Below are 24,704 nucleotides of genomic sequence, written 5' to 3' on the forward strand. Positions count from 1 at the left end.
CGAAGGTCGGCGGTTAACCTGTCGCCGCTTCATCATGCTCCTCGGAATGTCGCTTCAACCGTGCTCGCCCGTGCAGCGCTGGCGGGAAGGGGCGTTGATAGAGCGCTTGCCATCTAACGCGCTTCGATTTGGTCGTATGCCGATATGCGTGGGGCTTCGTATCGTCAGAGACAAGGCACGCGAAAGCCAAGCGAATAATTGTGGTTCCGCCGGCTCTCACCGATGGCGCAGCGCTTGCGAGGAACGAGCGAGCGTCAGCGCGGTGGAAAGCGGGGAAAGGGCGGATCGGGTGCGCGTCGTTAAGCCTTCGTTGAGCGCTCCGGAGCACGCTGGTCGCTATCGATGATGGGAGGCTTTCGTGGTTACATTGCTCGTCTGTTTGGTAATTGGTTCGTTCGTCTGCCTCGTGGCCCCTCCGATGTTTCGCGTGTTCAAGTTCAGGGGCGAGATTAAGGCCTTGTCGAAAACCGCGACCGTTTTGGGGTGACACGACGAATCCATGCACGGGGCGCAGGCCAGCATTCGAAATGCGGGGATGGCACTCGTCGACGGCGACACATAACTATTTCCCAGACGTCGCAGTGACTGGCGGCGTATCTCCTCCAAGGTTTTCCCTGAATTAGGGCCGCTGCAACAGGCGGCCCTTTTTTTTGTCGTCGCGCCGTTCGCGCTCTGTCGCTCGAGGCCGTATCGCAATCGCGCCGCCTGAGCAGTGTCATCCGTGAATCAGACAGCCGCTCAATAAACACAGCGACCAGCCGGTCATGAGTCGATTTTGATTCTTCGTGTCGATGCGAAAGCAGCCTCGATTCGAGTGACGCTTCGACGGAAGGCGGTATCTTCGATAGGCTGATTTAATTCGTTTGTTACTCGTTTGGGCTTCGCGCCACGGTAAAGCTTAAGCTGCGCCGGCTCGACGTTGTTCGAAAGGCCTGGATTCCGGCCGGACGTGGTTGGCGAAATCGATGTTTCGATCAGCTATTTTTAGAAGGAGCGCACGGAGCGCTTGACAGGGGTCTAAGGCCCCCTTAAACCGCCCCCACACCGCTTCGGCGGTTGCCCAAAACCGCCTCGGCGGAACAATGCGCGGGCGTAGCTCAGTTGGTTAGAGTGCCGGCCTGTCACGCCGGAGGTCGCGGGTTCGAGCCCCGTCGCCCGCGCCACTTACCTCCGTTAAATGTTTGACGAAACAGTGACGATGCCTTCGGGCATCGACTGCTGTTCTGCGACTGGCCCGATGGCGCTTGACGCCCCGTGATGCCTCCGCATGGCCCCCCGTCTGCCGGATCGCCTCCGCGCCGCCCAGGTTCCAATATTCTCGCGACGACATGAGACGGAATCGCTGACCTGTCCGATTCTTCGACAATTCGAATGCAGGGCCGCTTGTGCTCCGCTTGGGGATACTGAGCTCGCCGCAGATCGCTTGATCGCTTGCGGCGGGCTTGGCCGATTCTTACGGAATTCACCGCTCAAGGTCCCTGAAATCGGAATGTCGCCGTGTTCTGGGCGGTCAGGAAGCGAACCCGGGGCCGGGTTAGGCGAAAATCGGTTCGAAGCAGGCTCCAAACCGTCAAGGGACAACTTTGCCGGGTGAGCAATATCCTAGTTTGGAAAGGTTCTTTTGCGACCCCGCAAACACTTGTCAGGGCAGGGGAACTCCGCTAAGCCTCCCGCACAATTCTTGGATTGCCGCAGGGCCTTTCAGCGGGTCGTCTGCGGCTTAAATGCGTGGGTTGTTGCCGGCGTTTTAGCCGTGCTCCGTTCCTTTAGGTGTCGCATGACGAATCTCCTCGCCGACTACCTGCCTCTCGTCATCTTTATCGGCGTATCGCTCGTGATCGGGCTGGCGCTGCTCGTGGCGCCGTTCATCGTCGCCTATAGCCGTCCGGATACCGAAAAGCTGTCGGCCTACGAGTGCGGGTTCAATGCCTTCGATGACGCCCGCATGAAGTTCGATGTGCGCTTCTACCTGGTTGCCATCCTCTTCATCATCTTCGACCTCGAAGTGGCGTTCCTGTTCCCCTGGGCCATCACCTTCGGGAAGCTGGGCTGGTTCGGCTTCACCTCCATGATGATCTTCCTTGGGGTTCTGACGGTCGGGTTCGTTTACGAGTGGAAGAAGGGGGCCCTGGAATGGGATTGATCACAGACACCCGCGCGACCCTCGTCGCCCCGAGCCCCGTCGGCGCTCTCGATCCTGCCACCGGGCAGCCGATCGGTGCGAGCGACCCGTATTTTCTCTCGATCAAGGATGAGCTGGCCGATAAGGGCTTTCTCATCACCTCGACCGAGGATCTCATCAACTGGGCCCGTACCGGCTCGCTGATGTGGATGACTTTCGGCCTCGCCTGCTGCGCGGTCGAGATGATGCAGATGTCGATGCCTCGCTACGACGTGGAGCGCTTCGGTTTCGCGCCGCGGGCAAGCCCGCGTCAGTCCGACGTGATGATCGTGGCCGGCACCTTGACCAACAAGATGGCTCCCGCGCTCCGCAAGGTCTACGACCAGATGCCGGAGCCGCGTTACGTGATCTCCATGGGCTCCTGCGCCAATGGCGGCGGTTACTACCATTATTCCTATTCGGTGGTGCGCGGTTGCGACCGCATCGTGCCCGTCGACATTTATGTGCCTGGCTGTCCTCCGACCGCAGAAGCGCTGCTATACGGCGTGCTGCTGCTGCAGAAGAAAATCCGCCGTACCGGCACGATCGAGCGCTGAGCAAGGATCATTCTCATGAGTGCTGAGCTCCAAGCTTTGAGCGACCATATCGCCGCGTCTCTTGGCGCGGCGGTGGCGGCGCGGGATATCGCGTATGGCGAGCTGACCATCACCGTTCGCGGTGAGGACATCCTGCGCACGGTGACGTTCCTGCGGGACGATTCCCAGTGCCGGTTCATCTGCTTCATCGACATCTGCGGCGTGGATTATCCGTCGCGCGAGAAGCGTTTCGACGTGGTCTATCACTTCCTCGCCCCCCACCATAACCGCCGCATCCGCGTGAAGGTGGAGACGGACGAGGTGACTCCGGTGCCGTCGCTGATCGGCCTCTTCCCGGCGGCGAACTGGTTCGAGCGTGAGGCTTATGACCTCTACGGCATCTTGTTCTCCGGCCACCCGGACCTTCGCCGTATTCTGACCGATTACGGCTTCGAAGGCTTCCCCTTGCGCAAGGACTTCCCGCTCACCGGCTTCGTCGAGGTTCGCTACGACGATGCACAGGGGCGCGTGGTCTATGAGCCGGTGAAGCTCAATCAGGAATTCCGCAATTTCGACTTTCTCTCGCCTTGGGAGGGCACGGAATACGTGCTGCCCGGCGATGAGAAGGCCAAGGCATAAGGCGGAGAGGGCGGCCCATGGGCGAGCATAATATCCGCAACTTCTCGATCAATTTCGGCCCGCAGCATCCGGCGGCGCACGGCGTGCTGCGCCTCGTGCTGGAGCTGGACGGCGAAATCGTCGAGCGTGTCGATCCGCATATCGGCCTGCTGCATCGCGGCACCGAGAAGCTGATCGAGTACAAGACCTATACCCAGGCGACTCCTTATTTCGACCGGCTCGATTACGTCGCGCCGATGAATCAGGAGCATGCTTTCTGCCTGGCGGTGGAGAAGCTTCTCGGCATCGAGGTGCCGCGCCGCGCGCAGCTGATCCGCGTGCTGTACTCCGAAATCGGCCGCTTGCTGTCGCATCTTCTCAACGTGACCACGCAGGCCATGGACGTCGGCGCGCTCACGCCCCCGCTGTGGGGCTTCGAGGAGCGCGAGAAGCTGATGGTGTTCTATGAGCGGGCCTCCGGCGCGCGCATGCATGCCAATTACATCCGGCCCGGCGGCGTCAACATGGACCTGCCGCCTGAGCTGATCGACGATATCGAGGCTTTCTGCGATCCGTTCCTGAAGGTTCTGGACGATCTCGATACGCTCGTGATCGGCAACCGGATCTTCAAGCAGCGCAACGTCGATATCGGCGTGGTGTCGCTGGAGGATTGCTGGAAATGGGGCTTCTCGGGCGTCATGGTGCGCGGCTCAGGCGCTGCGTGGGACCTGCGCAAGGCGCAGCCCTACGAGTGCTACGAGGAGATGGAATTCGACATCCCCGTCGGCAAGAACTGCGATAACTATGACCGTCAGGTCATCCGCATGGAAGAGATGCGCCAGAGCGTGCGCATCATGCGCCAATGCGTGACCAAGCTTCGCGAGCCTGCGGGCAAGGGGCCGGTGAACACGCTCGACGGCAAGGTCGTTCCTCCGTCGCGCAAGGATATGAAGCGTTCGATGGAAGCGCTGATCCATCACTTCAAGCTCTATACCGAGGGCTTCCACGTGCCGGCGGGCGAAGTCTACGCCGCCGTTGAGGCACCGAAGGGCGAGTTCGGCGTCTATCTCGTGGCGGATGGTGGCAACAAGCCCTATCGCTGCAAGATCCGCGCCCCCGGTTTCGCGCATCTTCAGGCCATGGATTTCCTGTGCCGCGGCCACATGCTGGCCGACGTCGCTGGCATTCTGGGCTCCATCGACATCGTGTTCGGCGAGGTCGATCGTTAAAAGTTCTGGCTGGACCCGGTTGTGGGTCCGGCAACCGCGCTCCTGGAGCGTGATGAAAGGTTCAAGTCGTGGATGGCCGGGCCAAACCCGGCCATGACGATGAGGAGAAGAGTGAATGGCCGTTCGTAAGCTCGCGCCTGAAGAGATCCAGCCCAAGAGCTTCGCGTTCTCGCCCGAGAACGAAGTTTTTGCGGATCAGCAGATCGCCAAATACCCGCCGGGCCGTCAGGCTTCGGCGGTGATCCCGTTGTTGTGGCGGGCGCAGGAGCAGGCCGGTGGCTGGCTTCCGCAGAAGGCTATCGAGGCCGTCGCGGCCAAGCTCGACATGCCCGACATCCGCGTGATGGAAGTGGCGACCTTCTACACGATGTTCAACCTCGAGCCGGTTGGAAAATATTTCATCCAGTTCTGCGGCACGACGCCATGCCAGCTGCGCGGCGCGGGCGACATCAAGAAGGTTCTGGAGCGTCGCATTGGCGAGCAGAACCACGTTTCCGCCGACGGTAACTTCTCCTGGCTCGAAGTCGAGTGCCTGGGCGCGTGCTGCAACGCGCCGATGGTGCAGATCAACGACGATTACTACGAAGACCTGACGACGGAGAATTTCGAGAAGCTTCTCGACGATCTCGCCGCCGGACGGCCCGTGAAGAAGGGCCCGCAGAACGGACGTCGCGCCTCCGAGCCGCAAGATGCGATCAAGACGCTGACCGACCCGTCGCTCTATGACGGCTCGATGATCGGCACCTGGCGCAAGCGCTTCGAGGAAGAGGCGGTGAAAACCGCCGAGCCCGCTGGCCAAGACAAGAAGTCCTGAGGAGGAACGACAGATGCTTCAGGACAAGGACCGCATTTTCACCAACCTCTACGGCTTGCACTCGCCGGACCTGAAGGCCGCGAAGATGCGCGGCGCGTGGGACGGCACGAAGTTCCTGCTCGAAAAGGGCCGCGACTGGATCATCGACGAGATGAAGAAGTCCGGCTTGCGCGGCCGCGGCGGCGCGGGCTTCCCGACCGGCATGAAGTGGTCCTTCATGCCCAAGCAGTCGGATGGCCGCCCGAGCTATCTCGTGGTCAACGCGGACGAGTCGGAGCCCGGCACCTGTAAGGATCGCGAGATCATGCGGCACGATCCGCATCTTCTCATCGAGGGCTGCCTGATCGCGTCCTTCGCCATGAACGCGAACGCCGCCTATATCTACATCCGCGGCGAGTACATCACCGAGAAGCATGCGCTGCAGAAGGCCATCGACGAGGCCTATGAGGCGAAGCTCATCGGCAAGGACAACATCCACGGCTATCCCTTCGACCTCTATCTCCATCACGGCGCGGGCGCTTACATCTGCGGCGAGGAGACGGCTCTGCTTGAGAGCCTCGAGGGCAAGAAGGGCATGCCGCGCCTGAAGCCCCCGTTCCCGGCGAATATGGGTCTCTATGGCTGCCCGACGACGGTGAACAACGTCGAGTCGATCGCGGTGGCGGGCGAGATCCTGCGCCGTGGTGCGTCGTGGTTCTCCAGCATCGGCCGTCCGAACAATGTCGGCACCAAGCTGTTCTGCGTGTCGGGGCATGTGAACAAGCCCTGCAACGTGGAAGAGGCCATGGGCATCACCTTCCGCGAGCTGATCGACACCCATTGCGGCGGCATTCGCGGCGGCTGGGACAACCTGCTCGCAGTGATCCCCGGCGGCTCCTCGGTGCCGTGCGTTCCCGCCGACCAGATCATCGACGCGTACATGGATTTCGACACCCTGCGCAATCTTCGCTCCGGCCTCGGCACGGCGGCGGTGATCGTCATGGACAAGTCGACCGATATCGTGCGCGCCATCGCCCGCATCTCGTATTTCTACAAGCACGAGAGCTGCGGCCAGTGCACGCCGTGTCGCGAGGGCACGGGCTGGATGTGGCGCGTGTTGAACCGCATGGCGGAAGGCCGCGCCCAGAAGCGCGAAATTGACATGCTGCTTGAGGTTTCGACCCAGATCGAAGGCCACACCATCTGCGCGCTCGGCGACGCGGCGGCGTGGCCGGTTCAAGGTCTCATCCGCCACTTCCGGCACGAGATCGAGAAGCGCATCGATGACTACGCGGCGAACCCGCATTCTGAATCCGTGATGATGGCGGCGGAGTGAGAGATTAAAGATGGCCAAGATCATCGTAGATGGCGTTGAGGTAGACGTTCCGCCGGAATACACGCTGCTCCAGGCGGCTGAAGCGGCGGGCGCGGAAATTCCGCGTTTCTGCTTCCATGAGCGTCTTTCCATCGCCGGCAATTGCCGCATGTGCCTCGTCGAGGTGAAGGGCGCGCCGAAGCCGGTCGCGTCCTGCGCCTGGGGTGTTCGCGATTGCCGCCCGGGCCCGAACGGCGAGCCACCGGAAGTGTCGACCAAGTCGGCGACGGTGAAGAAGGCGCGCGAAGGGGTGATGGAGTTCCTCCTCATCAACCATCCGCTTGATTGCCCGATCTGCGACCAGGGCGGCCAGTGCGACCTGCAGGACCAGGCAATGGCCTACGGCGTCGACACCAGCCGCTATCACGAAAACAAGCGCGCGGTGCCGGACAAGGATCTCGGCCCGCTCGTGAAGACCTCCATGAACCGGTGCATTCACTGCACCCGCTGCATCCGCTTCACCACCGAGGTGGCGGGCGTGTCGGATCTCGGCGCGATCTGGCGCGGCGAGGACATGGAGATCACCAGCTATCTCGAGAAGGCTCTGGGCTCCGAGCTGCAATCGAACGTGGCTGATCTCTGCCCCGTCGGTGCGCTGACCCATAAGCCGGAAGCTTTCCACTACCGTCCCTGGGAATTGTCCAAGACCGATTCCGTGGACGTGACGGACGCTGTCGGCTCCGCGATCCGCGTCGATTCCCGTGGCCGCGAGGTCATGCGCATTCTGCCGCGCGTGAACGAGGCGGTGAACGAGGAATGGATCACCGACAAGGCGCGCCACATTGTCGACGGTCTGCGCCTGCAGCGTCTCGACCGTCCCTTCGTGCGCGAGAACGGCCGCCTGCGTCCGGCCTCGTGGCAGGAAGCGTTCGGCGTCATCGCCAACCGCGTGAAGGGCGCTGATCCGAAGCGCATCGGCGCGATTGCGGGTGATCTCGCGGCGGTCGAAGAGATGTATGCCCTGAAGGCTCTCATGCAGAGCCTCGGCGTCAAGAACATCGACGCTCGCCAGGACGGAACGGTGCTGTCGCCGGCTTATGGCCGCGCGTCGTACCTGTTCAACTCCACCATCCCCGGCATCGAAGATGCGGACGCGATCCTCATCGTCGGGTCGAACCCGCGCATCGAAGGGTCGCTCGTCAATGTGCGCATCCGCAAGCGTTGGCGCTTCGCGCCGATGCCGATTGGCGTGATCGGCGAGAAGGCGGATCTGACTTACGATTACGATTATCTCGGCGCTGGCCCTGAGACGCTGGCCGAGATCCTCGCAGGCCGCCACAGCTTCGCCGAGAAGCTGAAGGGCGCAAAGCACCCGCTCATCATCGTGGGGCAGGGGGCTCTCTCACGTCCCGACGGTCTCGCGGTTCTGTCGCTTGCAGCGCAGGTGGCTAAAGAGGTGGGCGCGGTCAAGGACGGTTGGAACGGTTTCTCGATCCTCCACACCGCTGCCTCGCGCGTCGGCGCGCTCGATCTCGGCTTCGTGCCGGGTGAGGGTGGGTTGACCGCCCGCCAGATGGCGGCAGGCGGCGTTGACGTGCTGTTCAACCTCGGCGCTGACGAGATCGACGTCGCTCCGGGCACCTTCGTGATCTACCAGGGCACCCATGGTGATCGCGGCGCTCATCGCGCCGACGTGATCCTTCCGGGCGCGACCTACACGGAAAAGTCCGGCACTTACGTCAACACCGAAGGCCGGGTGCAGATGGGCGGCCGAGCGGCGTTCCCGCCGGGCGAGGCCCGCGAAGATTGGGCGATCCTGCGCGCTCTGTCGGATGGACTCGGTCATCGCCTGCCGTTCGACTCGCTCAGCGCACTGCGCCAGAAGCTCTATGCTGAGCATCCGCACCTGGGCGCTGTCGATGTCGTCTCGGCGGCCGATGCGGCTTCCGCGGTTCAGGTGCTCGCCGGTCTTGGCGGAACACCGGGCCGTGAGGGTTTCACCAGCCCGGTCATGGACTTCTATCTCACGAACCCGATCGCTCGCGCGTCCGGCGTCATGGCTGAGTGCTCTGCGCTCGCTCGTGGCCTGCGGCTCGAAGCGGCCGAGTAAGAGGAAGCGATATGGAACTCGGAGATATTCTCCTCTCGGTCGCGATCATGCTGGGCAAGAGCTTGCTCATGCTTGTCGCGCTGCTCATCTTCATCGCCTATGCGCTGCTCGCCGACCGCAAGGTCTGGGCGGCGGTGCAGCTGCGCCGTGGTCCGAACGTGGTTGGCCCCTGGGGATTGTTTCAATCCTTCGCGGACCTCCTGAAGTTCGTGTTCAAGGAGCCGGTCATTCCGGCCCCTGCGAACAAGGGCATGTTCCTTCTGGCTCCGCTTTTGACCTGCACGCTCGCGCTCGCGTCCTGGGCGGTCATCCCGCTGAATGCGGGCTGGGCCATCGCCAACATCAATGTGGGCATTCTCTATATCTTCGCGATCTCGTCGCTTGGTGTTTACGGCATCATCATGGGCGGCTGGGCGTCGAACTCGAAATACCCCTTCCTCGGCGCGCTCCGTTCGGCTGCGCAGATGGTGTCCTACGAAGTCTCCATCGGCTTCGTCATCGTGACGGTGCTCATGTGCGCCGGTACGCTGAACTTGTCGAAGATCGTGGAGGCTCAGGATTCCAGCCTCGGTATTCTCGGCTGGTACTGGCTGCCGCTGTTCCCGATGTTCGTGGTGTTCTTCATTTCGGCCATGGCCGAGACGAACCGCCCGCCTTTCGATCTGCCCGAGGCGGAGTCGGAACTGGTGGCCGGCTACATGGTTGAATATTCCTCGACCCCGTACCTGTTGTTCATGCTCGGCGAATACGTGGCCATCATGACCATGTGCGCGCTCGGCACGGTCATGTTCCTAGGGGGCTGGCTGTCGCCGATCCCGTTCGCGCCCTTCACCTGGGTGCCTGGCGTGATCTGGTTCGTGGTGAAGGCGAGCTTCCTGTTCTTCCTCATGGCCATGGCGAAGGCCATGGTGCCCCGCTACCGCTATGACCAGCTGATGCGTCTTGGCTGGAAGGTGTTCCTGCCGCTCTCGCTCGCCATGGTGATCATCGTGGCGGCAGTCCTGATGGCGACCGGCCGCGCGCCGGGCATGCACTAACGGAGATCGACTCATGAGCCTCGATCAAGCCGCAAAATCCCTCCTCTTGAAGGAATTCGTGTCGGGATTCATCCTGACCATGAAGTACTTCTTCAAGCCGAAGGCGACGATCAACTATCCGTTCGAGCTGAGCCATCGCGGCCCGCGCTTCCGGGGCGAGCACGCGCTCAGGCGCTACCCGAACGGCGAAGAGCGCTGCATCGCCTGCAAGCTCTGCGAGGCGATCTGCCCGGCTCAGGCCATCACCATCGAGGCCGGCCCGCGCCGCAACGACGGCACGCGGCGCACGACCCGTTACGACATCGACATGGTGAAGTGCATCTATTGCGGCCTCTGCCAGGAAGCTTGCCCGGTCGATGCGATCGTGGAAGGCCCGAACCTGGAATTCTCGGTGGAGACCCGCGAGGAGCTTTACTACGACAAGGCGAAGCTGCTCGCGAACGGCGACCGATGGGAGCAGGAGATCGCGAGGAACATCGCGAAGAACGCACCGTACCGGTGATCATTTCCCTGCCCCGTGGGGGCAGGGGGCAAACATGTCCGGCGGGTTGTTCCTGCCGGATTCGGAAACTATAGACAGGCCGCCGGATTCTCCGGTGCCACGTCGGAAGGGGCCGCTTCTCGCGGCTTGAGCTTGAGCATGACGGTTACTGCCGCCTTCTTTTATCTCTTCGCGACCATCACCATTGCCTCCGGCTTCATGGTGATCGCGTCGCGCAATCCCGTGCAGTCGGTGCTCTTCCTCATCCTGGCCTTCGTCAACGCGGCGGGCCTGTTCCTGATGATGGGAGCCGAGTTCCTGGCGATGATCCTGATCATCGTCTATGTGGGCGCGGTCGCGGTGCTCTTCCTCTTCGTCGTGATGATGCTCGACGTGGACTTCGCGGAGCTGCGCCAGGGCTTCCTGCAATACCTGCCGATCGGCGGCCTGATCGGCGTCGTGTTCCTGCTGGAGCTGATCCTGGTCATCGGCGCTTACGTGATCGATCCGGGCCTCGTGCGCTCTCCGATGGTCCCGATCCCGTCGCCGACGGTCATGACCAACACCGAGGCTCTCGGGCAGGTGCTCTACACCCGTTATTTCTTCTTCTTCCAGGCGGCTGGTCTGATCCTGCTCGTGGCGATGATCGGCGCCATCGTGCTGACCCTGCGCGAGCGCGTCGGCGTGAAGCGCCAGGACATTGCGAAGCAGAACGCCCGGACACCGGAAACCGCCGTCGAGGTGCGGAAGGTTCCCTTCCGCCAGGGCATTTAAGGGAGGCACGTGATGGTCATCGGCCTGAGCCACTATCTCACCGTCGCCGCCGTGCTGTTCACGCTCGGTGTGTTCGGCATCTTCATCAACCGGAAGAACGTGATCGTCATCTTGATGTCGGTCGAGCTGATCCTGCTCGCGGTCAACATCAACATGGTCGCCTTTTCGACCCACATGAACGACATCGTCGGCCAGGTCTTCGCGCTGCTGATCCTCACGGTCGCGGCGGCGGAGGCGGCCATCGGCCTTGCCATTCTGGTGGTCTTCTTCCGCAACCGCGGCTCCATCGCGGTTGAAGACGTCAATATGATGAGGGGCTAAGCCCGTTCGGATCGGCGAAGTAACATCAATGTACCACGCAATCGTCTTCCTGCCGCTCGTCGGCTTCCTCATCGCAGGCCTGTTCGGGCGCGTTATCGGATCCCGTCCGAGCGAGCTTATCACGACAGCGCTGCTCCTGGTCGCTGCCGCCTTGTCATGGGTGGCCTTCATTCAGGTCGGCTTCGGTTCCGGCGCGACCCGGATTCAGGTGGCGCAATGGATGTCGGTCGGTGATCTGAACGTCGATTGGGCGTTCAAGATCGACACGCTGACCGCCATGATGCTGGTGGTGGTCAATACCGTCTCCGCCCTCGTGCACGTGTACTCCATCGGCTACATGCACGAAGATCCGCATCGCTCGCGCTTCTTCGCCTATCTGTCGCTCTTCACCTTCGCCATGCTGATGCTGGTGACGGCGGATAACCTCGTTCAGATGTTCTTCGGCTGGGAAGGCGTGGGCCTCGCGAGCTACCTGCTCATCGGCTTCTGGTATCAGAAGGAATCGGCGAACGCTGCCGCCATGAAGGCGTTCATCGTCAACCGCGTCGGCGATTTCGGCTTCCTGCTCGGCATCTTCACCCTGTTCGTGCTGTTCAACGGCGTGACGTTCGACCAGATCTTCCCGCGCGCGGCCGAGTTCCAGAACGCTCACTTCCACTTCCTGGGAATCGAGTGGCACGCCCTGACCATCGCCTGCCTGCTTCTCTTCATGGGCGCGATGGGTAAGTCGGCGCAGTTCCTGCTCCACACCTGGTTGCCGGACGCGATGGAAGGCCCGACCCCGGTCTCGGCGCTCATCCATGCCGCCACCATGGTGACGGCTGGCGTCTTCATGGTCGCGCGCCTGTCGCCGGTCTTCGAATATGCGCCCGCGGCCCTGACCGTCGTCACGATCATCGGCGGCATCACGGCCTTCTTCGCGGCGACCGTCGGTCTCGTGCAGAACGACATCAAGCGCGTCATCGCCTATTCGACCTGTTCGCAGCTCGGCTACATGTTCGTGGCGCTCGGCGTCGGCGCCTATAGCGCGGGCGTGTTCCACCTGTTCACGCACGCCTTCTTCAAGGCCCTGCTGTTCTTGGGCGCCGGCTCGGTCATCCACGCGATGCACCATGAGCAGGACATGCGGAACATGGGCGCGCTGCGCAAGTACATCCCGTTCACCACGGCGATGATGGCGATCGGCACGCTGGCGCTCACCGGCTTCCCGTTCACCGCCGGCTACTATTCCAAGGACGCCATCATCGAGGCGGCTTTCGCGGCGCGGACTTCCGCCGGTAACTTCGCCTTCCTGGCGACGGTCATCGCGGCGTTCATGACCTCGTTCTATTCCTGGCGTCTGTTCTTCATGACCTTCGAGGGCAGCGCCCGTTGGGAGAACCATGCGGCTGGCCATGTCGAGGGCAGCCATGAGGGCGCGGAGCACGACGAAAGCGGTCACGACGTGTCTCACGCGGCCCATGACGATCATGGTCACGGCCATGGGGAGCTGAAGCCCCATGAGAGCCCGCTCGTGATGCTCATTCCGTTGCTCGTCCTGGCCATCGGGGCCGTCATTGCCGGCTTTGTCTTCCAAAGCGCCTTCATCGGTCATGGCTATGATCACTTCTGGAAGGGCGCACTGTTCACCGGACCGGAGAACAAGATCCTGGAAGAGATGCATCATCTGCCGGGTTGGGTGCCGCTTCTGCCGACGATCATGATGATCTTAGGGTTCCTGCTCGCGGTCTACATGTACATCGTCGATGCGAAGAAGCCCGCTCAGCTCGCGGCGGATCATCCGATCCTGTACCGCTTCCTGCTCAACAAGTGGTACTTCGACGAGCTCTACGACGCGATCTTCGTGCGTCCCACGCTGTGGCTCGGCCGCCTCCTGTGGCGCGGTGGCGACCAGCGGATCATCGACGGGCTCGGGCCTGATGGAATCTCGGCGCGCGTTCTCGACGTGACGCGCGGCGTGATGCGGGTCCAGACCGGATACCTCTACCACTATGCCTTCGCCATGCTGATCGGCGTTGCCGCTCTCGTCACCTTCTATCTCTTCAGGGGAGCGCATTAATGCTCGGCTTCGGCATCCTCTCCGGCCTTCTCGTCCTGCCCCTCGTCGGGGCGGCCTTCATCCTCACGCTTCGCGGCGACGGCGAGGCAGCGCGCTCCAACGCACGTTGGGCGGCGCTCGCCACCACGATCGCGACGTTCCTCTTGTCGCTCGTGGCGTGGAGCCGGTTCGACACGGGCTCGGCCTCGTTCCAGTTGATCGAGTCTCACGCCTGGTTGACCGAGACGATCCGCTTCAAGCTCGGCGTCGATGGCTTCTCGATGCCCTTCATCCTTCTCACCACGTTCCTGATGCCGTTCTGCATCCTGGCGTCGTGGGAATCGATCACGCATCGGGTGAAGGAATATTTCGTCGCCTTCCTCGTGCTCGAAACGACCATGATCGGCGTCTTCGAGGCGCTCGACCTCGTGCTGTTCTACCTGTTCTTCGAAGCAGGCCTGATCCCGATGTTCCTCATCATCGGCATCTGGGGCGGCAAGCGGCGCATTTATGCGAGCTTCAAGTTCTTCCTCTACACGCTGCTCGGCTCCGTGCTGATGCTGCTCGCCATCATGGCGATGTATTGGGCAGCCGGCACCACCGACATCCCGACGCTGCTGACCTTCAAGTTCGCCTCGAACCTGCAGACCTGGCTCTGGCTCGCCTTCTTCGCCTCCTTCGCGGTGAAGATGCCCATGTGGCCGGTCCACACCTGGTTGCCCGACGCGCACGTGGAAGCGCCGACGGCGGGCTCGGTCATCCTGGCGGGCATTCTCCTGAAGATGGGCGGCTACGGTTTCATCCGAGTGTCGTTGCCCATGTTCCCTGAGGCCTCGGTGTATTTCGCCCCGATGGTCTTCGCGCTCTCCGTGGTGGCGATCGTCTACACCTCGCTGGTGGCGTTGGTGCAGGAGGACATGAAGAAGCTCATCGCTTATTCGTCCGTCGCCCACATGGGCTTCGTGACCATGGGCCTCTTCAGCATGAACCCGCAGGGGATCCAGGGGGCCATGTTCCAGATGGTCTCGCACGGCCTCGTCTCCGGCGCGCTCTTCCTTTGCGTCGGCGTGGTCTATGACCGGATGCACACCCGCGAGATCAAGGCCTATGGCGGCCTCGTGAACCGGATGCCGCTCTACGCCGTGGCGTTCATGATCTTCACCATGGCCAATGTCGGCCTGCCGGGCACGTCGGGCTTCGTCGGCGAGTTTCTGACCCTGCTGGGCGCGTTCCGGGCCAATACCTGGGTGTCGTTCTTCGCAACCACGGGCGTGATCCTCTCGGCGGCTTATGCGCTCTGGCTCTATCGCCGCGTCGTGTACGGCGTGCTCGACAAGCCGGCGTTGCAGGACATCGCTGATCTGAACCGCCGCGAGATCATCACGCTCGCTCCGCTCGTCCTGCTCGTCATTTATTACGGCGTGCAGCCCGGCCCGATCCTCGACGCCTTCGCCGCGCCGACGGATATGCTCATGAAGAGCTACGAGGCCGCGCTCGCAACCGTGAAAACGGCGGCTCTCGCCGCATACTGAGGTCACGATGAATCCCGCCCTCGCCATTCCCGCTTTTGGTCCTGCGCTGCCGGAAATCATTCTGGCCGCCGGCGTTCTCGTCCTTGTTCTGTTCGGCGCGCTTCGCGGCGAGCGTGCGGCAGGGAGCATGAACGTCATCGCTCTCGCGCTTCTGGCCGTCGCCTTCATCGCGGTCCTGATGCTTCCCTCGGGCCGCGTCGAGACCATGAACGGCTCCTTCGTGATCGACGCCTTCGCCAAGTTCATGAAGTCACTGACGCTCATTGCTTCGGCAGGCGGCGTCATTCTCTCCATGGACTACATGCGTCGCGCGGGCATCAACCGCTTCGAGTACCCGATCCTGATCGTGCTCTCGACCATCGGCATGCTGATGGTGATTTCTGCGAACGATCTCATTGCGCTCTATCTCGGCCTCGAACTGCTCAGCCTGTCGTCCTACGTCATCGCGGCGTTCGACCGGGATAACGTGCGCTCGACGGAAGCGGGCCTGAAGTATTTCGTGCTCGGCGCTCTGTCCTCCGGCATGCTGCTCTACGGCGCGTCGCTGGTTTATGGGTTCACCGGCACCGTGTCCTTCCCGGTCATCGCGTCGGTCCTGCAGGGCCATGTGAGCAGCGGTGTGATCTTCGGCCTCGTGTTCGTGGCCGCCGGCGTCGCCTTCAAGATTTCGGCCGTGCCGTTCCACATGTGGACGCCGGACGTGTATGAAGGTTCGCCCACTCCGGTCACGGCGTTCTTTGCCGCTGCGCCGAAGATGGCCGCCATGGCGATGGCGACGCGCCTGTTCATCGGCGCGTTCCCCGGAATCCTCGGCCAGTGGCAGCAGATCATCGTCTTCATTTCCATCGCCTCGATGGCGCTGGGCTCGTTTGCCGCCATCGGCCAGCGCAACCTGAAGCGTCTGATGGCGTATTCCTCCATCGGCAACGTGGGCTACGCGCTGATCGGTCTCGCCGCCGGTACGCCGGAAGGTGTTCAGGGCGTCGTGGTCTATATGGCGATCTACCTCGCCATGACGCTCGGCACCTTCGCCTGCATCCTGTCCTTGCGTCGCGGCAACGTGATGTTCGAGAAGATCGAGGACCTGTCCGGTCTTGCCCGGACGCATCCGTGGATCGCGTTCTGCCTGGCGATGATGATGTTCTCGCTCGCCGGTATCCCCCCGCTCGCTGGGTTCTTCGCCAAGTTCGCGGTCTTCAATGCCGCCATCAAGGCGAACCTCGTGACGCTCGCCGTCATCGGCGTCGTGACGAGCGTGATCGGCGCTTACTATTATCTGCGCATCATCAAGGTCATGTATTTCGATGAGGCGGGCGAGCGGTATGAGGTGATGCCGGTCGGCGTGAAGCTGGTTCTCGGTCTGTCGAGCATCTTCGTCATCCTGTTCGGCCTTGTGCCTGCTCCGCTCGTGGCCGCAGCAGGCGCCGCCGCACGGTCCCTGTTCTAACGTGCATCTGTCGCCCGAGACCGAGTCCGCCGGCTACCGGCTTCTCTCGCTCGCGGTGACGGGCTCGACGAACGACGACGCTCTCGCCGCCGCGCGCTCCGGCGATCCGGGTCAACTCTGGGTCGTCGCCGCCGAGCAGCGCGCGGGGAGGGGGCGGCATGGCCGGCAATGGTCTTCGCCCCCCGGCAATCTCTATGCGAGCCTGCTTCTCATCGAGCCGTGCGAGGTGGCGATTGCTCCGCAGCTCGGCTTTGTCGCGGGGCTTGCCTTGCATGAGGCGGTCGAGGCCGTCACGGGCCTGGGTGCGCCGCGTCTTTCGCTGAAATGGCCGAATGATCTTCTGCTCGACGGCGCGAAGATCTCCGGGCTTCTGCTCGAAGGGCACCGAACCGAACGCGGCAGCCTTGCCATCATTATCGGTTTTGGTGTCAACGTGGCTTTCGCGCCGACAGGCACGCCCTATCCGGCGACCACCCTGCAGGCGGTTCGGCCGGGTCTGACGCGAGAGGACGTGTTCCTCGCGCTTTCCACCGCTTTCGGCCGGACCTTCGCGGCTTGGCGGGCGTCCATGCGGATGAATTCCACCGATCCGTTCGGCCCGATTCGACGCCTATGGCTGGAGCGCGCGGCGGGGGTTGGGAGTGAAGTGACGCTTCGCCTTCCATCCGGCGAGAAAAAGGGTATCTTCGAGGGACTTGATCGCTTCGGTCGCTTGCAGTTGAAAGGCCCCGCAGGGGGCGAAGTCATCGACGCGGGCGATCTTTATTTTCCCAATTTTAGTACGATATAGCCCAGCTTGAGAGCTGGCTGACAAGGTTTGATAATGGCATCCCCTAACGACGAACTGGTCTTCCTCCCGCTTGGCGGGCTTGGTGAGATCGGGATGAATGCCGCCCTTTACGGATTCGGACCAGAGACGCACCGCAAGTGGATCCTCGTCGATTGCGGCATGGGGTTCGGTGGCGAAGAGAATCTTCCCGGCATCGATCTGGTCTATCCGGATCTGCGCTTCATCGAGGAAGAGCGGCACAATCTGCTCGGCATCTTCATCACCCATGCGCACGAGGATCATATCGGCGCGCTCGTCGAGATGTGGCCGCGCCTGAACGCGCCGATCTACGCGACGAAATTCGCCATCGGCCTGTTGGAGACGCGTCGCTTGTCCGAGCCCGGCGCGCCGAAGCTCGACCTTAACGAGGTCGTCCCCGGCCAGCACCTGAAGGTAGGCCCGTTCGATGTCGAGTATGTGCCGGTCGCGCATTCGATTCCGGAATCGAACGCGCTAGCGATCCGCACGCCGCACGGCCTCGTGGTCCATACCGGCGACTGGAAGATCGACAATACGCCGTATCTCGGAAGTCTGACGTCGGAGGAGAACTTCCGCGCTCTGGGCGACGAGGGGGTGCTCGCGCTGATCTGCGATTCCACGAATGTCGTGCGCGAGGGCACGAGCCCGAGCGAAGCGGATGTCGCAAAGCATCTGGCCGAGCTGATCAAGGATGCGCCGCAGCGCGTCGCCATCACCACTTTCGCGTCGAATGTGGCCCGAATCCGCTCGGTTGCGGAAGCCGCGCGCGAATGCGGTCGCGAGGTCGTCGTGGTCGGCCGCGCCATGGACCGGGTGGTCGATGTGGCCTCCGAATGCGGCTATCTCGAAGGTCTGCCGGAGTTCCGCTCCTCGCAAACTTTCGGCTATCTACCCCGCGACAAGGTCGTCGCGCTTCTCACCGGCTCTCAGGGCGAGCCGCGCGCTGCGCTGGCGCGCGTCGCGCAGGACGAGCACCCGGACATCGCGCTCTCCAAGGGCGACCGGGTGATTTTCTCGTCCCGCGGCATTCCCGGCAACGAGAAGGCCATCGGCAGCATCATCAACAACCTCATCGAGCAGGGGATCGAGGTCATCACCGACCGCACTGATCTCGTGCATGTCTCCGGCCACCCGCGCCGGGGCGAGTTGGCCCAGATGTATCAGTGGACCCGCCCGCGCATTGCCATTCCGGCCCACGGCGAGGCGCTGCATCTGGCCGAGCACGCGAAATTCGCGCGCGCCCAAGGCGTGCCGGAGGTGGTGCGCGCCAAGAACGGAACGTTGGTTCGTCTCGCGCCGGGCACAGCCGAGATCATCGACACCATTCCCGCAGGGCGCCTCTATAAGGACGGCAATCTCGTGATCCCGGCCGGTGAGCGGGCCTTGCCGGAACGGCGCAAGCTCGCCTTTGCCGGCATCGTCAGCGTTGCCATCGCCATCGACGGCAAGGGCGAGATCGCGGGTGATCCGATCATCGACACGATGGGATTGCCCGAGAAGAACAGGCAGGGCGAGGATCTCAGCGACATCATCGCCGATGTGGTAGGCGACCTCCTCGACAGCATGTCGAAGGCCAAGCGCAAGGACCCGGAAGCGGTGGAGAATGCCGTCGTCCGCGCGGTTCGCGCAGCGGTTAACGAGGCCTGGGGCAAGAAGCCCGCCTGCCATGTTCTCGTGATCGAGGTATAGGGTTCCCTGTCAGGAGCATTCATGATCGGTCGTCTCAACCATGTCGCCATCGCCGTTCGCGATATCGGCGCCGCGTCCCAGCTTTATCGGAACACGCTGGGCGCCGACGTCTCCGCGCCCGAGGCGTTGGCGGAACATGGGGTCACGGTCGTTTTCATTACGCTGCCCAACACCAAGATCGAGCTTCTCGAGCCCCTGGGCGCGGATTCCCCCATCGCCAAGTTTCTCGAAAAGAACCCCGATGGCGGTATCCACCATATCTGCTACGAGGTGGAGGATATCGGCGCGGCGCGTGACCAGCTGACGAAGTCCGGCGCACGCGTGCTGGGCTCCGGCGAGCCGAAGATCGGGGCGCATGGGAAGCCGGTGCTGTTCCTGCACCCCAAGGATTTCAACGGCACGCTCGTCGAACTCGAGCAGGCTTGAGGGCAAGGCATTGATTAAACTCGTCAAATCCGTCGCAGGCTCATTCTGGATGACCTCCGCTGTGGTCCTCGCCGTCTCCGCTGTGGCGGTCACGATTGTCGTCAGTGCCTTCGGGCTTAAGGTCAGCGGCGGCGTTGCCCTTTATTTCATCATCTGGTGGACGCTCCTTTTCGCCGTTCTGCCCTTCGGCGTGCGCAGCCAAGTGGAAGCCGGGGAGATCGTACATGGCACCGAACCGGGCGCGCCTGCGGCCCCGGCTCTGCGGGAAAAGGCGATCTGGACGACTTTCGTGTCTTCGGCCGTGCTTGTGTTCACCGCCGGTGTGTTGCCGCTGTCGGGGCTTTAAGGGCGCGGTCATCCCGCCACGGTCAACCCAACGCCGGCCATGCGGGAGGATCAGACCGCGGGCAATTCGTGAGCGGCGGTTCAGGCGTGTTCGATGACAAACTCCACCCGCTCGGTGACCGAGGCCGGCGGGACCGCGATGAGTTCATAGCCGTATCGGGAGTAGGTCTCGACCATAGAGTCGTAGGTCCGTTCGGCCTCTTCGAAGGATTGTTTGCGCTCAGCATCTTGCTCGTAGATCTCCGCCCATGGCGGCGCGATGAAGACGCGGTGGTTATAGCGGAACGTCCGGGCAGCCCTCTCTAGATGCTCCGGCACAGGGAGGCGCATGAGCCGCAGGTAGCCGATGATGTCGGGCACGCCCCTGTCGAAGAAAACCGGACCAACCTGATCCAGCGCCATGCGATGGGAGCGCATTTCCCAAGCCAGCATGATTTCCGCATAGGCGGCCGGGTCCCGCCATGGCAGTGCACGGCCTCCAATGGCCATTTGGTCCTTGATGATGGCGCGCCCCGCCTCGACGGAATTGGCGTAACCCGAAAGTGCTTTTGCCGGATCCGGGGCCGCCGGTGAGGACGAACAGGCGGTCAGAGACGTCTGCCATCGGACAGAACCCCGTATGTCAGTCGTGGAATGGGGAGCAGGCGCGCGAACGGGAGCGCATCCTGTAGTGGCGATCACTGGAGAGAAAATTCGGTCGGGGAGGGGGAAAAGAAAAAAGCAAGGCTTTCGCCTTGCCTGAACTGCCTTTTGGCTTTTTGACCCTTGGCTTTCTTACGCCGTCGCCTGTTATGGCGCACGAGGGTCTTGTTCCTCCCGAAACTCGGACCGTAGCCTCTGACCTTGGAAAGTCTAAGACGTTAGTGGCTCGTTTATACCCAGCTTACATGCCAGTGTCATCATTTTTGGGCATGATCTGATGCATTTTTTGGCACATGCTGTATTGACCTTTCGTCTAAGACACCGCCCGCGGCCTTGTGCTCCAATGACCGCTTGTGTTTTGCCAGATGGCTGTGTTGTGTGCTTGAAACGAGTCGCAATTCGTCATTCCATTCCAGATCCCATCGAAGGCGTTCTATGCGTTTGAGCCGCTTTTTCCTGCCCATTCTCCGCGAGACGCCGAAAGAGGCGGAGATTGTTTCCCACCGCCTGATGCTGCGCGCCGGCATGATCCGCCAGGAATCGGCGGGCATTTACGCCTGGCTGCCGCTGGGCTTGAAGGTGTTGAACAAGGTCAATGCCATCGTCCGCGAGGAGCAGAACCGCTCCGGCGCCGTCGAGTTGCTGATGCCGACGATCCAGTCGGCGGATCTCTGGCGGGAATCCGGCCGCTACGATGCCTACGGCAAGGAAATGCTGCGCATCCAGGACCGGCATGAGCGCGAGATGCTCTTTGGACCGACCAACGAGGAGATGATTACGGAGATCTTCCGGGGCTACGTGCGCTCCTACAAGGATCTGCCGCTCAACCTCTATCATATTCAATGGAAGTTCCGCGATGAGGTGCGCCCGCGCTTCGGCGTCATGCGCTCACGCGAGTTCCTGATGAAGGACGCCTATTCCTTCGACATCGATCAGGCTGGCGCGCGCCACTCCTATAACAGGATGTTCGTGGCCTACCTTCGCACCTTCGCCCGGATGGGTCTGAAGGCGATCCCGATGAAGGCCGATACCGGCCCCATCGGCGGGGATTTGAGCCACGAGTTCATCATCCTCGCATCCACCGGCGAGAGCGAGGTGTTCTGTCACAAGGACTATCTCGATTTCGACATCCCGGCCGTCGAAACCGATTTCGATAGCGTGCCTGGCCTGCAGGGTATCGTGGACAAGTGGACCTCGCTTTACGCTGCGACCTCCGAGATGCATGACGCCACCGCCTTCGACGGTCTCTCCGAAGACAAGAAGGTCTCCGCGCGCGGCATCGAAGTGGGGCACATCTTCTATTTCGGCACCAAGTATTCGAAGCCCATGGGCGCGAAGGTGATGGGCCCGGACGGGCAGGAACATGAAGTCCACATGGGCTCCTACGGCATCGGCCCGAGCCGTCTCATCGCCGCGATCATCGAGGCGAGCCACGACGAGAACGGCATCATCTGGCCCGAGGCGGTTGCTCCGTTCGACGTGGCGCTTCTCAACCTCAAGGTGGGCGATGCGGCAACCGACGAGGCCTGTGGCAAGCTCTATCGCGAACTGACGGCGGCCGGCCGCGACGTGCTCTATGACGACCGCGACGAGCGTCCGGGCGGCAAGTTCGCCACCGCCGATCTCATCGGCATTCCGTGGCAGGTGGTGATCGGGCCGAAGGGTCTGGCCGAGGGCAAGGTGGAACTGAAGCACCGGGCCACCGGCGAGCGCGAAGTGCTGCCGCTTGGCGATGTGGTTGCGCGGCTGACGGCTGCTCGCGCGTAAGGGTGTGATGGCAAAGACCGCGACAACAGGAACGAAGCCTTTTTCACTCTTCGAGTGGATGCTCGCCGGGCGCTACCTGCGCACGCGGCGGCGGGAAGGCTTCGTCTCGGTCATCGCGGGCTTCTCCTTCCTTGGCATCATGCTGGGGGTCGCGACCCTGATCGTCGTGCTCTCGGTCATGAATGGCTTCCGCAAGGAACTGCTCGACAAGATCGTCGGCATCAACGGTCATATCTTCGTCGCGCCCATCGACTCGCCTCTGACCGACTATGCGGACGTCGCCAAGCGTATCGCTGCCGTTCCCGGCGTGAAGCGCGCGATTCCTCTCGTCGAGGGCCAGGCCTTCGGCTCCTCGCCGTACAATGGAAGCGGCGTCCTGGTGCGGGGCATCCGGGGCGAGGATATTCAGCGGATCGACTACATTTCCGGCAATATCCGCCAGGGGACTCTGGAAAACTTTGACAGTGGCGAGGGCGTCGCCATCGGGCGGCGGTTGGCGGAATCGTTGTCGCTGCAGGCGGGCGATACCTTCACCCTGATCACGCCGCGCGGGGCAGCGACACCCTTCGGCACAGCGCCACGCGTGAAGGCCTATCCGGTCAAGGCGATCTTCGAGATCGGCATGTCGGAATTCGACGCCACCTTTGTCTACATGCCGCTTGGCGAGGCGCAGAGCTACTTCAATCGGCAGGGCGACGTGCAGCTCATTGAAGTGTTTCTCGACAATGCGGACAAAGTCGACGAAGCCCGCGCGCGGATCGACGAAGCGGTCGGACGGCCCATTGTCATGACCGATTGGCGTCAGCGCAACCGCACCTTCTTCGCCGCGCTCGAGGTGGAGCGGAACGTGATGTTCCTCATTCTTACCCTCATCGTGCTGGTCGCGGCGCTCAACATTATTTCCGGCCTCATCATGCTGGTGAAGGACAAGTCGAGCGACATCGCGATTCTGCGCACCATGGGAGCGACGCGGGGCGCGGTCATGCGGATCTTCCTGATCACGGGCGCATCCATCGGCATTGTCGGCACGATCGCCGGTTTCGGCCTCGGCCTGCTGCTGGCGTTGAATGTGGAAAGCATCCGCAGCTTCATCTCCAGCCTGACGAGGACCAATCTGTTCCCGGCGGAACTCTATTTTCTCAGCCGGCTGCCCGCTGATGTCGATCCGACCGAGGTCATTACCATTCTCGTCATGGCGATGGCCTTGTCGCTTCTCGCCACGCTCTATCCGTCCTGGAAGGCTGCGAAGCTCGATCCGGTCGAAGCGCTGCGCTACGGTTAAACGATGTCATCCGGCCAGTCCCAACCCGCCCTTTTCCTGTCGAAAGTCGAGCGCCGGTACCCGCAAGGGGAGGGCTTTCTCGAAGTCTTGCGCGGGGCCGACCTGGCGATCTGGCCTGGCGAGATCGTGGCGCTCATCGCGCCCTCGGGCACCGGCAAATCGACCCTGCTCCATGTGGCGGGGTTGCTCGAGAAGCCCGATGGCGGTGAGGTCTATGTGGGCGCGCAGCCGACAGCCGGCATGAACGACCACGAGCGCACGCGCATCCGGCGCGAGGAGCTGGGCTTCGTCTATCAGTTTCACCACCTGCTGCCGGAATTCTCGGCGCTGGAGAATGTGGTTATCCCGCAGCTCATTCGTGGATTGCCGAAGGCGGAAGCGCGCGAGCGCGGCGAGCAGATTTTGACCTTCCTCGGCCTGGGCAAGCGGTTGGAGAACCGGCCCGGCGAGCTTTCCGGCGGCGAGCAGCAGCGCGTCGCCATCGCGCGGGCGGTCGCCAACGCACCGCGTCTGCTTCTGGCCGACGAGCCGACCGGCAATCTCGATCCCAACACGGCCGACCGCGTCTTCCAGACCCTCGTGTCCATCGTCCGCGCCTCCAAGCTCGCGGCTCTGATCGCCACGCACAATCTCGACCTCGCCGCCCGCATGGACCGCCGTGTCACCATCCGCGACGGGCTGATCGTTCAGCTGCGCTGAGGCGCTCTTCCTCCCCAAATCCCCGTCATTCCGGCGCGCGCCGAGCGCGACCCCGGAACCTATAAACACCGACCATGCAGGATGAAGCACGGTGATGCCGCGATGTTTTTCCGGAGGCGTCGGCGGTTATGGGTTCCGGGCTCCGCTGCGCGGCCCCGGAATGACACTGGGGAAGCCGCAGATCGTTCAACTGCGATAGATGCCTGACGTGCAGCCCGGTCTCGCCCCCCTCGTCATTCCGGGGCGAGCGGTAGCGAGAGGCCGGAATCCATAAACACGGATCGTCCAGAATGAGGCCCGGCGCATGCGGCGGTTTTCCAGAAGCTGGTGGTTATGGGTTCCTGGCTCCGCTGCGCGGCCCCCAAATGACAGAGGGGAAGGGGCAGATTGGTCCACTGCCATAGATGTCTGACGTGCAGCCCCCTGTCTCGCCTCCCCGTCATTCCGGGGCGAGCGGTAGCGAGAGCCCGGAACCCATAAACACGGATCGTTCAGGATGAAGCACAGCGATGCCGCGTTGTTTTTCCGGAGGCGTCGATGGTCATGGGTTCCGGGCACCGCTGAGTGCCCCCGGAATGACGGCCAATGCCATCCCCGTGTTCGGTTTCCTCTTTTAAGGCTTTGTTGACTCCACACTCACTGTACGGCATCCCC

21 protein-coding genes, 1 tRNA gene and 1 pseudogene are annotated in these 24,704 nt (G+C 62.5%); 22 read left to right on the forward strand and 1 reads right to left on the reverse strand.

Annotated elements, in window-relative coordinates; translation table 11 throughout:
* The first annotated feature begins 1,086 nt into the window (after positions 1 to 1,086).
* The 19 genes and pseudogenes from I2H38_RS03840 (at position 1,087) to I2H38_RS03930 (ending at position 19,661) form a co-directional block, all read left to right on the forward strand.
* Positions 1,087 to 1,163, forward strand: a tRNA-Asp gene (locus I2H38_RS03840).
* Positions 1,164 to 1,777: 614 nt separating this feature from the next.
* Positions 1,778 to 2,143: an NADH-quinone oxidoreductase subunit A gene (locus tag I2H38_RS03845; protein ID WP_196270455.1), complete on the forward strand. Its 366-nt coding sequence runs from the start codon at positions 1,778 to 1,780 to the stop codon at positions 2,141 to 2,143.
* Complete coding sequence (locus I2H38_RS03850; RefSeq protein ID WP_196270456.1) at positions 2,134 to 2,718, forward strand: NuoB/complex I 20 kDa subunit family protein; 585 nt, start codon at positions 2,134 to 2,136, stop codon at positions 2,716 to 2,718. Before I2H38_RS03845 ends, I2H38_RS03850 begins: the two co-directional genes overlap by 10 nt.
* A 15-nt stretch (positions 2,719 to 2,733) precedes the next feature.
* The gene (locus I2H38_RS03855; RefSeq protein ID WP_196270457.1) at positions 2,734 to 3,336 is read left to right on the forward strand and encodes an NADH-quinone oxidoreductase subunit C; all 603 of its coding nucleotides are present in this window, start codon (positions 2,734 to 2,736) and stop codon (positions 3,334 to 3,336) included.
* Between the two features lie 17 nt (positions 3,337 to 3,353).
* Positions 3,354 to 4,544: an NADH-quinone oxidoreductase subunit D gene (locus I2H38_RS03860; RefSeq protein ID WP_196270458.1), complete on the forward strand. Its 1,191-nt coding sequence runs from the start codon at positions 3,354 to 3,356 to the stop codon at positions 4,542 to 4,544.
* Between the two features lie 115 nt (positions 4,545 to 4,659).
* Positions 4,660 to 5,337, forward strand: a pseudogene (gene nuoE, locus I2H38_RS03865) (NADH-quinone oxidoreductase subunit NuoE); the annotation flags it as partial.
* Positions 5,338 to 5,371: 34 nt separating this feature from the next.
* On the forward strand, positions 5,372 to 6,673 hold the full coding sequence (nuoF, locus tag I2H38_RS03870; RefSeq protein ID WP_196270459.1) for an NADH-quinone oxidoreductase subunit NuoF: 1,302 nt from the start codon (positions 5,372 to 5,374) through the stop codon (positions 6,671 to 6,673).
* A gap of 10 nt (positions 6,674 to 6,683) precedes the next feature.
* Positions 6,684 to 8,762 carry an NADH-quinone oxidoreductase subunit NuoG gene (gene nuoG, locus I2H38_RS03875; protein WP_196270460.1) on the forward strand — a complete coding sequence of 693 codons (2,079 nt, stop codon included), beginning with the start codon at positions 6,684 to 6,686 and terminating at the stop codon, positions 8,760 to 8,762.
* An 11-nt stretch (positions 8,763 to 8,773) separates the two neighbouring features.
* A complete protein-coding gene (gene nuoH / locus I2H38_RS03880) occupies positions 8,774 to 9,799 on the forward strand; it encodes an NADH-quinone oxidoreductase subunit NuoH (protein WP_196270461.1) in 1,026 nt (341 codons plus the stop codon).
* 13 nt (positions 9,800 to 9,812) lie between these two features.
* Positions 9,813 to 10,301, forward strand: coding sequence for an NADH-quinone oxidoreductase subunit NuoI (gene nuoI, locus I2H38_RS03885; RefSeq protein ID WP_196270462.1), 489 nt, complete (start codon positions 9,813 to 9,815; stop codon positions 10,299 to 10,301).
* A 138-nt stretch (positions 10,302 to 10,439) separates the two neighbouring features.
* Positions 10,440 to 11,054, forward strand: a complete 615-nt coding sequence (locus tag I2H38_RS03890) for an NADH-quinone oxidoreductase subunit J (RefSeq protein WP_196270463.1) — start codon at positions 10,440 to 10,442, stop codon at positions 11,052 to 11,054.
* Positions 11,055 to 11,066: 12 nt separating this feature from the next.
* Positions 11,067 to 11,375, forward strand: coding sequence for an NADH-quinone oxidoreductase subunit NuoK (gene nuoK / locus I2H38_RS03895; protein WP_196270464.1), 309 nt, complete (start codon positions 11,067 to 11,069; stop codon positions 11,373 to 11,375).
* A 28-nt stretch (positions 11,376 to 11,403) separates the two neighbouring features.
* A complete protein-coding gene (nuoL, locus tag I2H38_RS03900) occupies positions 11,404 to 13,434 on the forward strand; it encodes an NADH-quinone oxidoreductase subunit L (protein WP_196270465.1) in 2,031 nt (676 codons plus the stop codon).
* Entirely contained in the window at positions 13,434 to 14,945 is a 1,512-nt protein-coding gene (locus I2H38_RS03905) for an NADH-quinone oxidoreductase subunit M (RefSeq protein ID WP_196270466.1), read from the forward strand. Before nuoL ends, I2H38_RS03905 begins: the two co-directional genes overlap by 1 nt.
* Before the next feature lie 7 nt (positions 14,946 to 14,952).
* A complete protein-coding gene (nuoN, locus tag I2H38_RS03910) occupies positions 14,953 to 16,392 on the forward strand; it encodes an NADH-quinone oxidoreductase subunit NuoN (protein ID WP_196270467.1) in 1,440 nt (479 codons plus the stop codon).
* Between the two features lies 1 nt (position 16,393).
* Positions 16,394 to 17,182, forward strand: coding sequence for a biotin--[acetyl-CoA-carboxylase] ligase (locus I2H38_RS03915; protein ID WP_324617336.1), 789 nt, complete (start codon positions 16,394 to 16,396; stop codon positions 17,180 to 17,182).
* 33 nt (positions 17,183 to 17,215) lie between these two features.
* Entirely contained in the window at positions 17,216 to 18,889 is a 1,674-nt protein-coding gene (locus tag I2H38_RS03920) for a ribonuclease J (protein WP_196270468.1), read from the forward strand.
* A 21-nt stretch (positions 18,890 to 18,910) separates the two neighbouring features.
* Complete coding sequence (gene mce, locus I2H38_RS03925) at positions 18,911 to 19,315, forward strand: methylmalonyl-CoA epimerase (RefSeq protein ID WP_196270469.1); 405 nt, start codon at positions 18,911 to 18,913, stop codon at positions 19,313 to 19,315.
* A 10-nt stretch (positions 19,316 to 19,325) separates the two neighbouring features.
* The gene (locus I2H38_RS03930) at positions 19,326 to 19,661 is read left to right on the forward strand and encodes a DUF1467 family protein (protein ID WP_229426506.1); all 336 of its coding nucleotides are present in this window, start codon (positions 19,326 to 19,328) and stop codon (positions 19,659 to 19,661) included.
* A gap of 80 nt (positions 19,662 to 19,741) precedes the next feature.
* On the opposite strand, the gene I2H38_RS03935 is transcribed toward I2H38_RS03930, so the two are convergent.
* Positions 19,742 to 20,149: an AAA family ATPase gene (locus I2H38_RS03935; RefSeq protein WP_324617337.1), complete on the reverse strand. Its 408-nt coding sequence runs from the start codon at positions 20,147 to 20,149 to the stop codon at positions 19,742 to 19,744.
* 588 nt (positions 20,150 to 20,737) lie between these two features.
* Here I2H38_RS03935 and proS point away from each other — a divergent pair.
* From proS to I2H38_RS03950, 3 genes are read left to right on the forward strand one after another with little or no spacing between them, the layout of a single operon-like run.
* A complete protein-coding gene (gene proS, locus I2H38_RS03940; RefSeq protein WP_196270471.1) occupies positions 20,738 to 22,069 on the forward strand; it encodes a proline--tRNA ligase in 1,332 nt (443 codons plus the stop codon).
* 7 nt (positions 22,070 to 22,076) lie between these two features.
* Entirely contained in the window at positions 22,077 to 23,351 is a 1,275-nt protein-coding gene (locus I2H38_RS03945; RefSeq protein ID WP_196270472.1) for a lipoprotein-releasing ABC transporter permease subunit, read from the forward strand.
* A gap of 3 nt (positions 23,352 to 23,354) precedes the next feature.
* Positions 23,355 to 24,050: an ABC transporter ATP-binding protein gene (locus tag I2H38_RS03950; protein WP_196270473.1), complete on the forward strand. Its 696-nt coding sequence runs from the start codon at positions 23,355 to 23,357 to the stop codon at positions 24,048 to 24,050.
* Positions 24,051 to 24,704: the final 654 nt, after the last annotated feature.

The organism is Microvirga alba (genome assembly GCF_015694465.1).
Taxonomy (GTDB): domain Bacteria; phylum Pseudomonadota; class Alphaproteobacteria; order Rhizobiales; family Beijerinckiaceae; genus Microvirga; species Microvirga alba.

What these genes read in the sequence shown, in the direction of transcription:
- I2H38_RS03850 (WP_196270456.1), top strand. Translation starts at nt 2,134, where the DNA reads ATGGGATTGATCACAGACACCCGCGCGACCCTCGTCGCCCCGAGCCCC.
- nuoI (WP_196270462.1), top strand. Translation starts at nt 9,813, where the DNA reads ATGAGCCTCGATCAAGCCGCAAAATCCCTCCTCTTGAAGGAATTCGTG.
- nuoL (WP_196270465.1), top strand. Translation starts at nt 11,404, where the DNA reads ATGTACCACGCAATCGTCTTCCTGCCGCTCGTCGGCTTCCTCATCGCA.
- I2H38_RS03945 (WP_196270472.1), top strand. Translation starts at nt 22,077, where the DNA reads ATGGCAAAGACCGCGACAACAGGAACGAAGCCTTTTTCACTCTTCGAG.
- I2H38_RS03935 (WP_324617337.1), bottom strand. Translation starts at nt 20,149, where the DNA reads ATGGCCATTGGAGGCCGTGCACTGCCATGGCGGGACCCGGCCGCCTAT.
- nuoK (WP_196270464.1), top strand. Translation starts at nt 11,067, where the DNA reads ATGGTCATCGGCCTGAGCCACTATCTCACCGTCGCCGCCGTGCTGTTC.
- I2H38_RS03950 (WP_196270473.1), top strand. Translation starts at nt 23,355, where the DNA reads ATGTCATCCGGCCAGTCCCAACCCGCCCTTTTCCTGTCGAAAGTCGAG.
- nuoH (WP_196270461.1), top strand. Translation starts at nt 8,774, where the DNA reads ATGGAACTCGGAGATATTCTCCTCTCGGTCGCGATCATGCTGGGCAAG.
- I2H38_RS03920 (WP_196270468.1), top strand. Translation starts at nt 17,216, where the DNA reads ATGGCATCCCCTAACGACGAACTGGTCTTCCTCCCGCTTGGCGGGCTT.
- I2H38_RS03860 (WP_196270458.1), top strand. Translation starts at nt 3,354, where the DNA reads ATGGGCGAGCATAATATCCGCAACTTCTCGATCAATTTCGGCCCGCAG.
- proS (WP_196270471.1), top strand. Translation starts at nt 20,738, where the DNA reads ATGCGTTTGAGCCGCTTTTTCCTGCCCATTCTCCGCGAGACGCCGAAA.
- nuoN (WP_196270467.1), top strand. Translation starts at nt 14,953, where the DNA reads ATGAATCCCGCCCTCGCCATTCCCGCTTTTGGTCCTGCGCTGCCGGAA.
- I2H38_RS03890 (WP_196270463.1), top strand. Translation starts at nt 10,440, where the DNA reads ATGACGGTTACTGCCGCCTTCTTTTATCTCTTCGCGACCATCACCATT.
- I2H38_RS03905 (WP_196270466.1), top strand. Translation starts at nt 13,434, where the DNA reads ATGCTCGGCTTCGGCATCCTCTCCGGCCTTCTCGTCCTGCCCCTCGTC.
- nuoG (WP_196270460.1), top strand. Translation starts at nt 6,684, where the DNA reads ATGGCCAAGATCATCGTAGATGGCGTTGAGGTAGACGTTCCGCCGGAA.
- mce (WP_196270469.1), top strand. Translation starts at nt 18,911, where the DNA reads ATGATCGGTCGTCTCAACCATGTCGCCATCGCCGTTCGCGATATCGGC.
- I2H38_RS03855 (WP_196270457.1), top strand. Translation starts at nt 2,734, where the DNA reads ATGAGTGCTGAGCTCCAAGCTTTGAGCGACCATATCGCCGCGTCTCTT.
- I2H38_RS03845 (WP_196270455.1), top strand. Translation starts at nt 1,778, where the DNA reads ATGACGAATCTCCTCGCCGACTACCTGCCTCTCGTCATCTTTATCGGC.
- nuoF (WP_196270459.1), top strand. Translation starts at nt 5,372, where the DNA reads ATGCTTCAGGACAAGGACCGCATTTTCACCAACCTCTACGGCTTGCAC.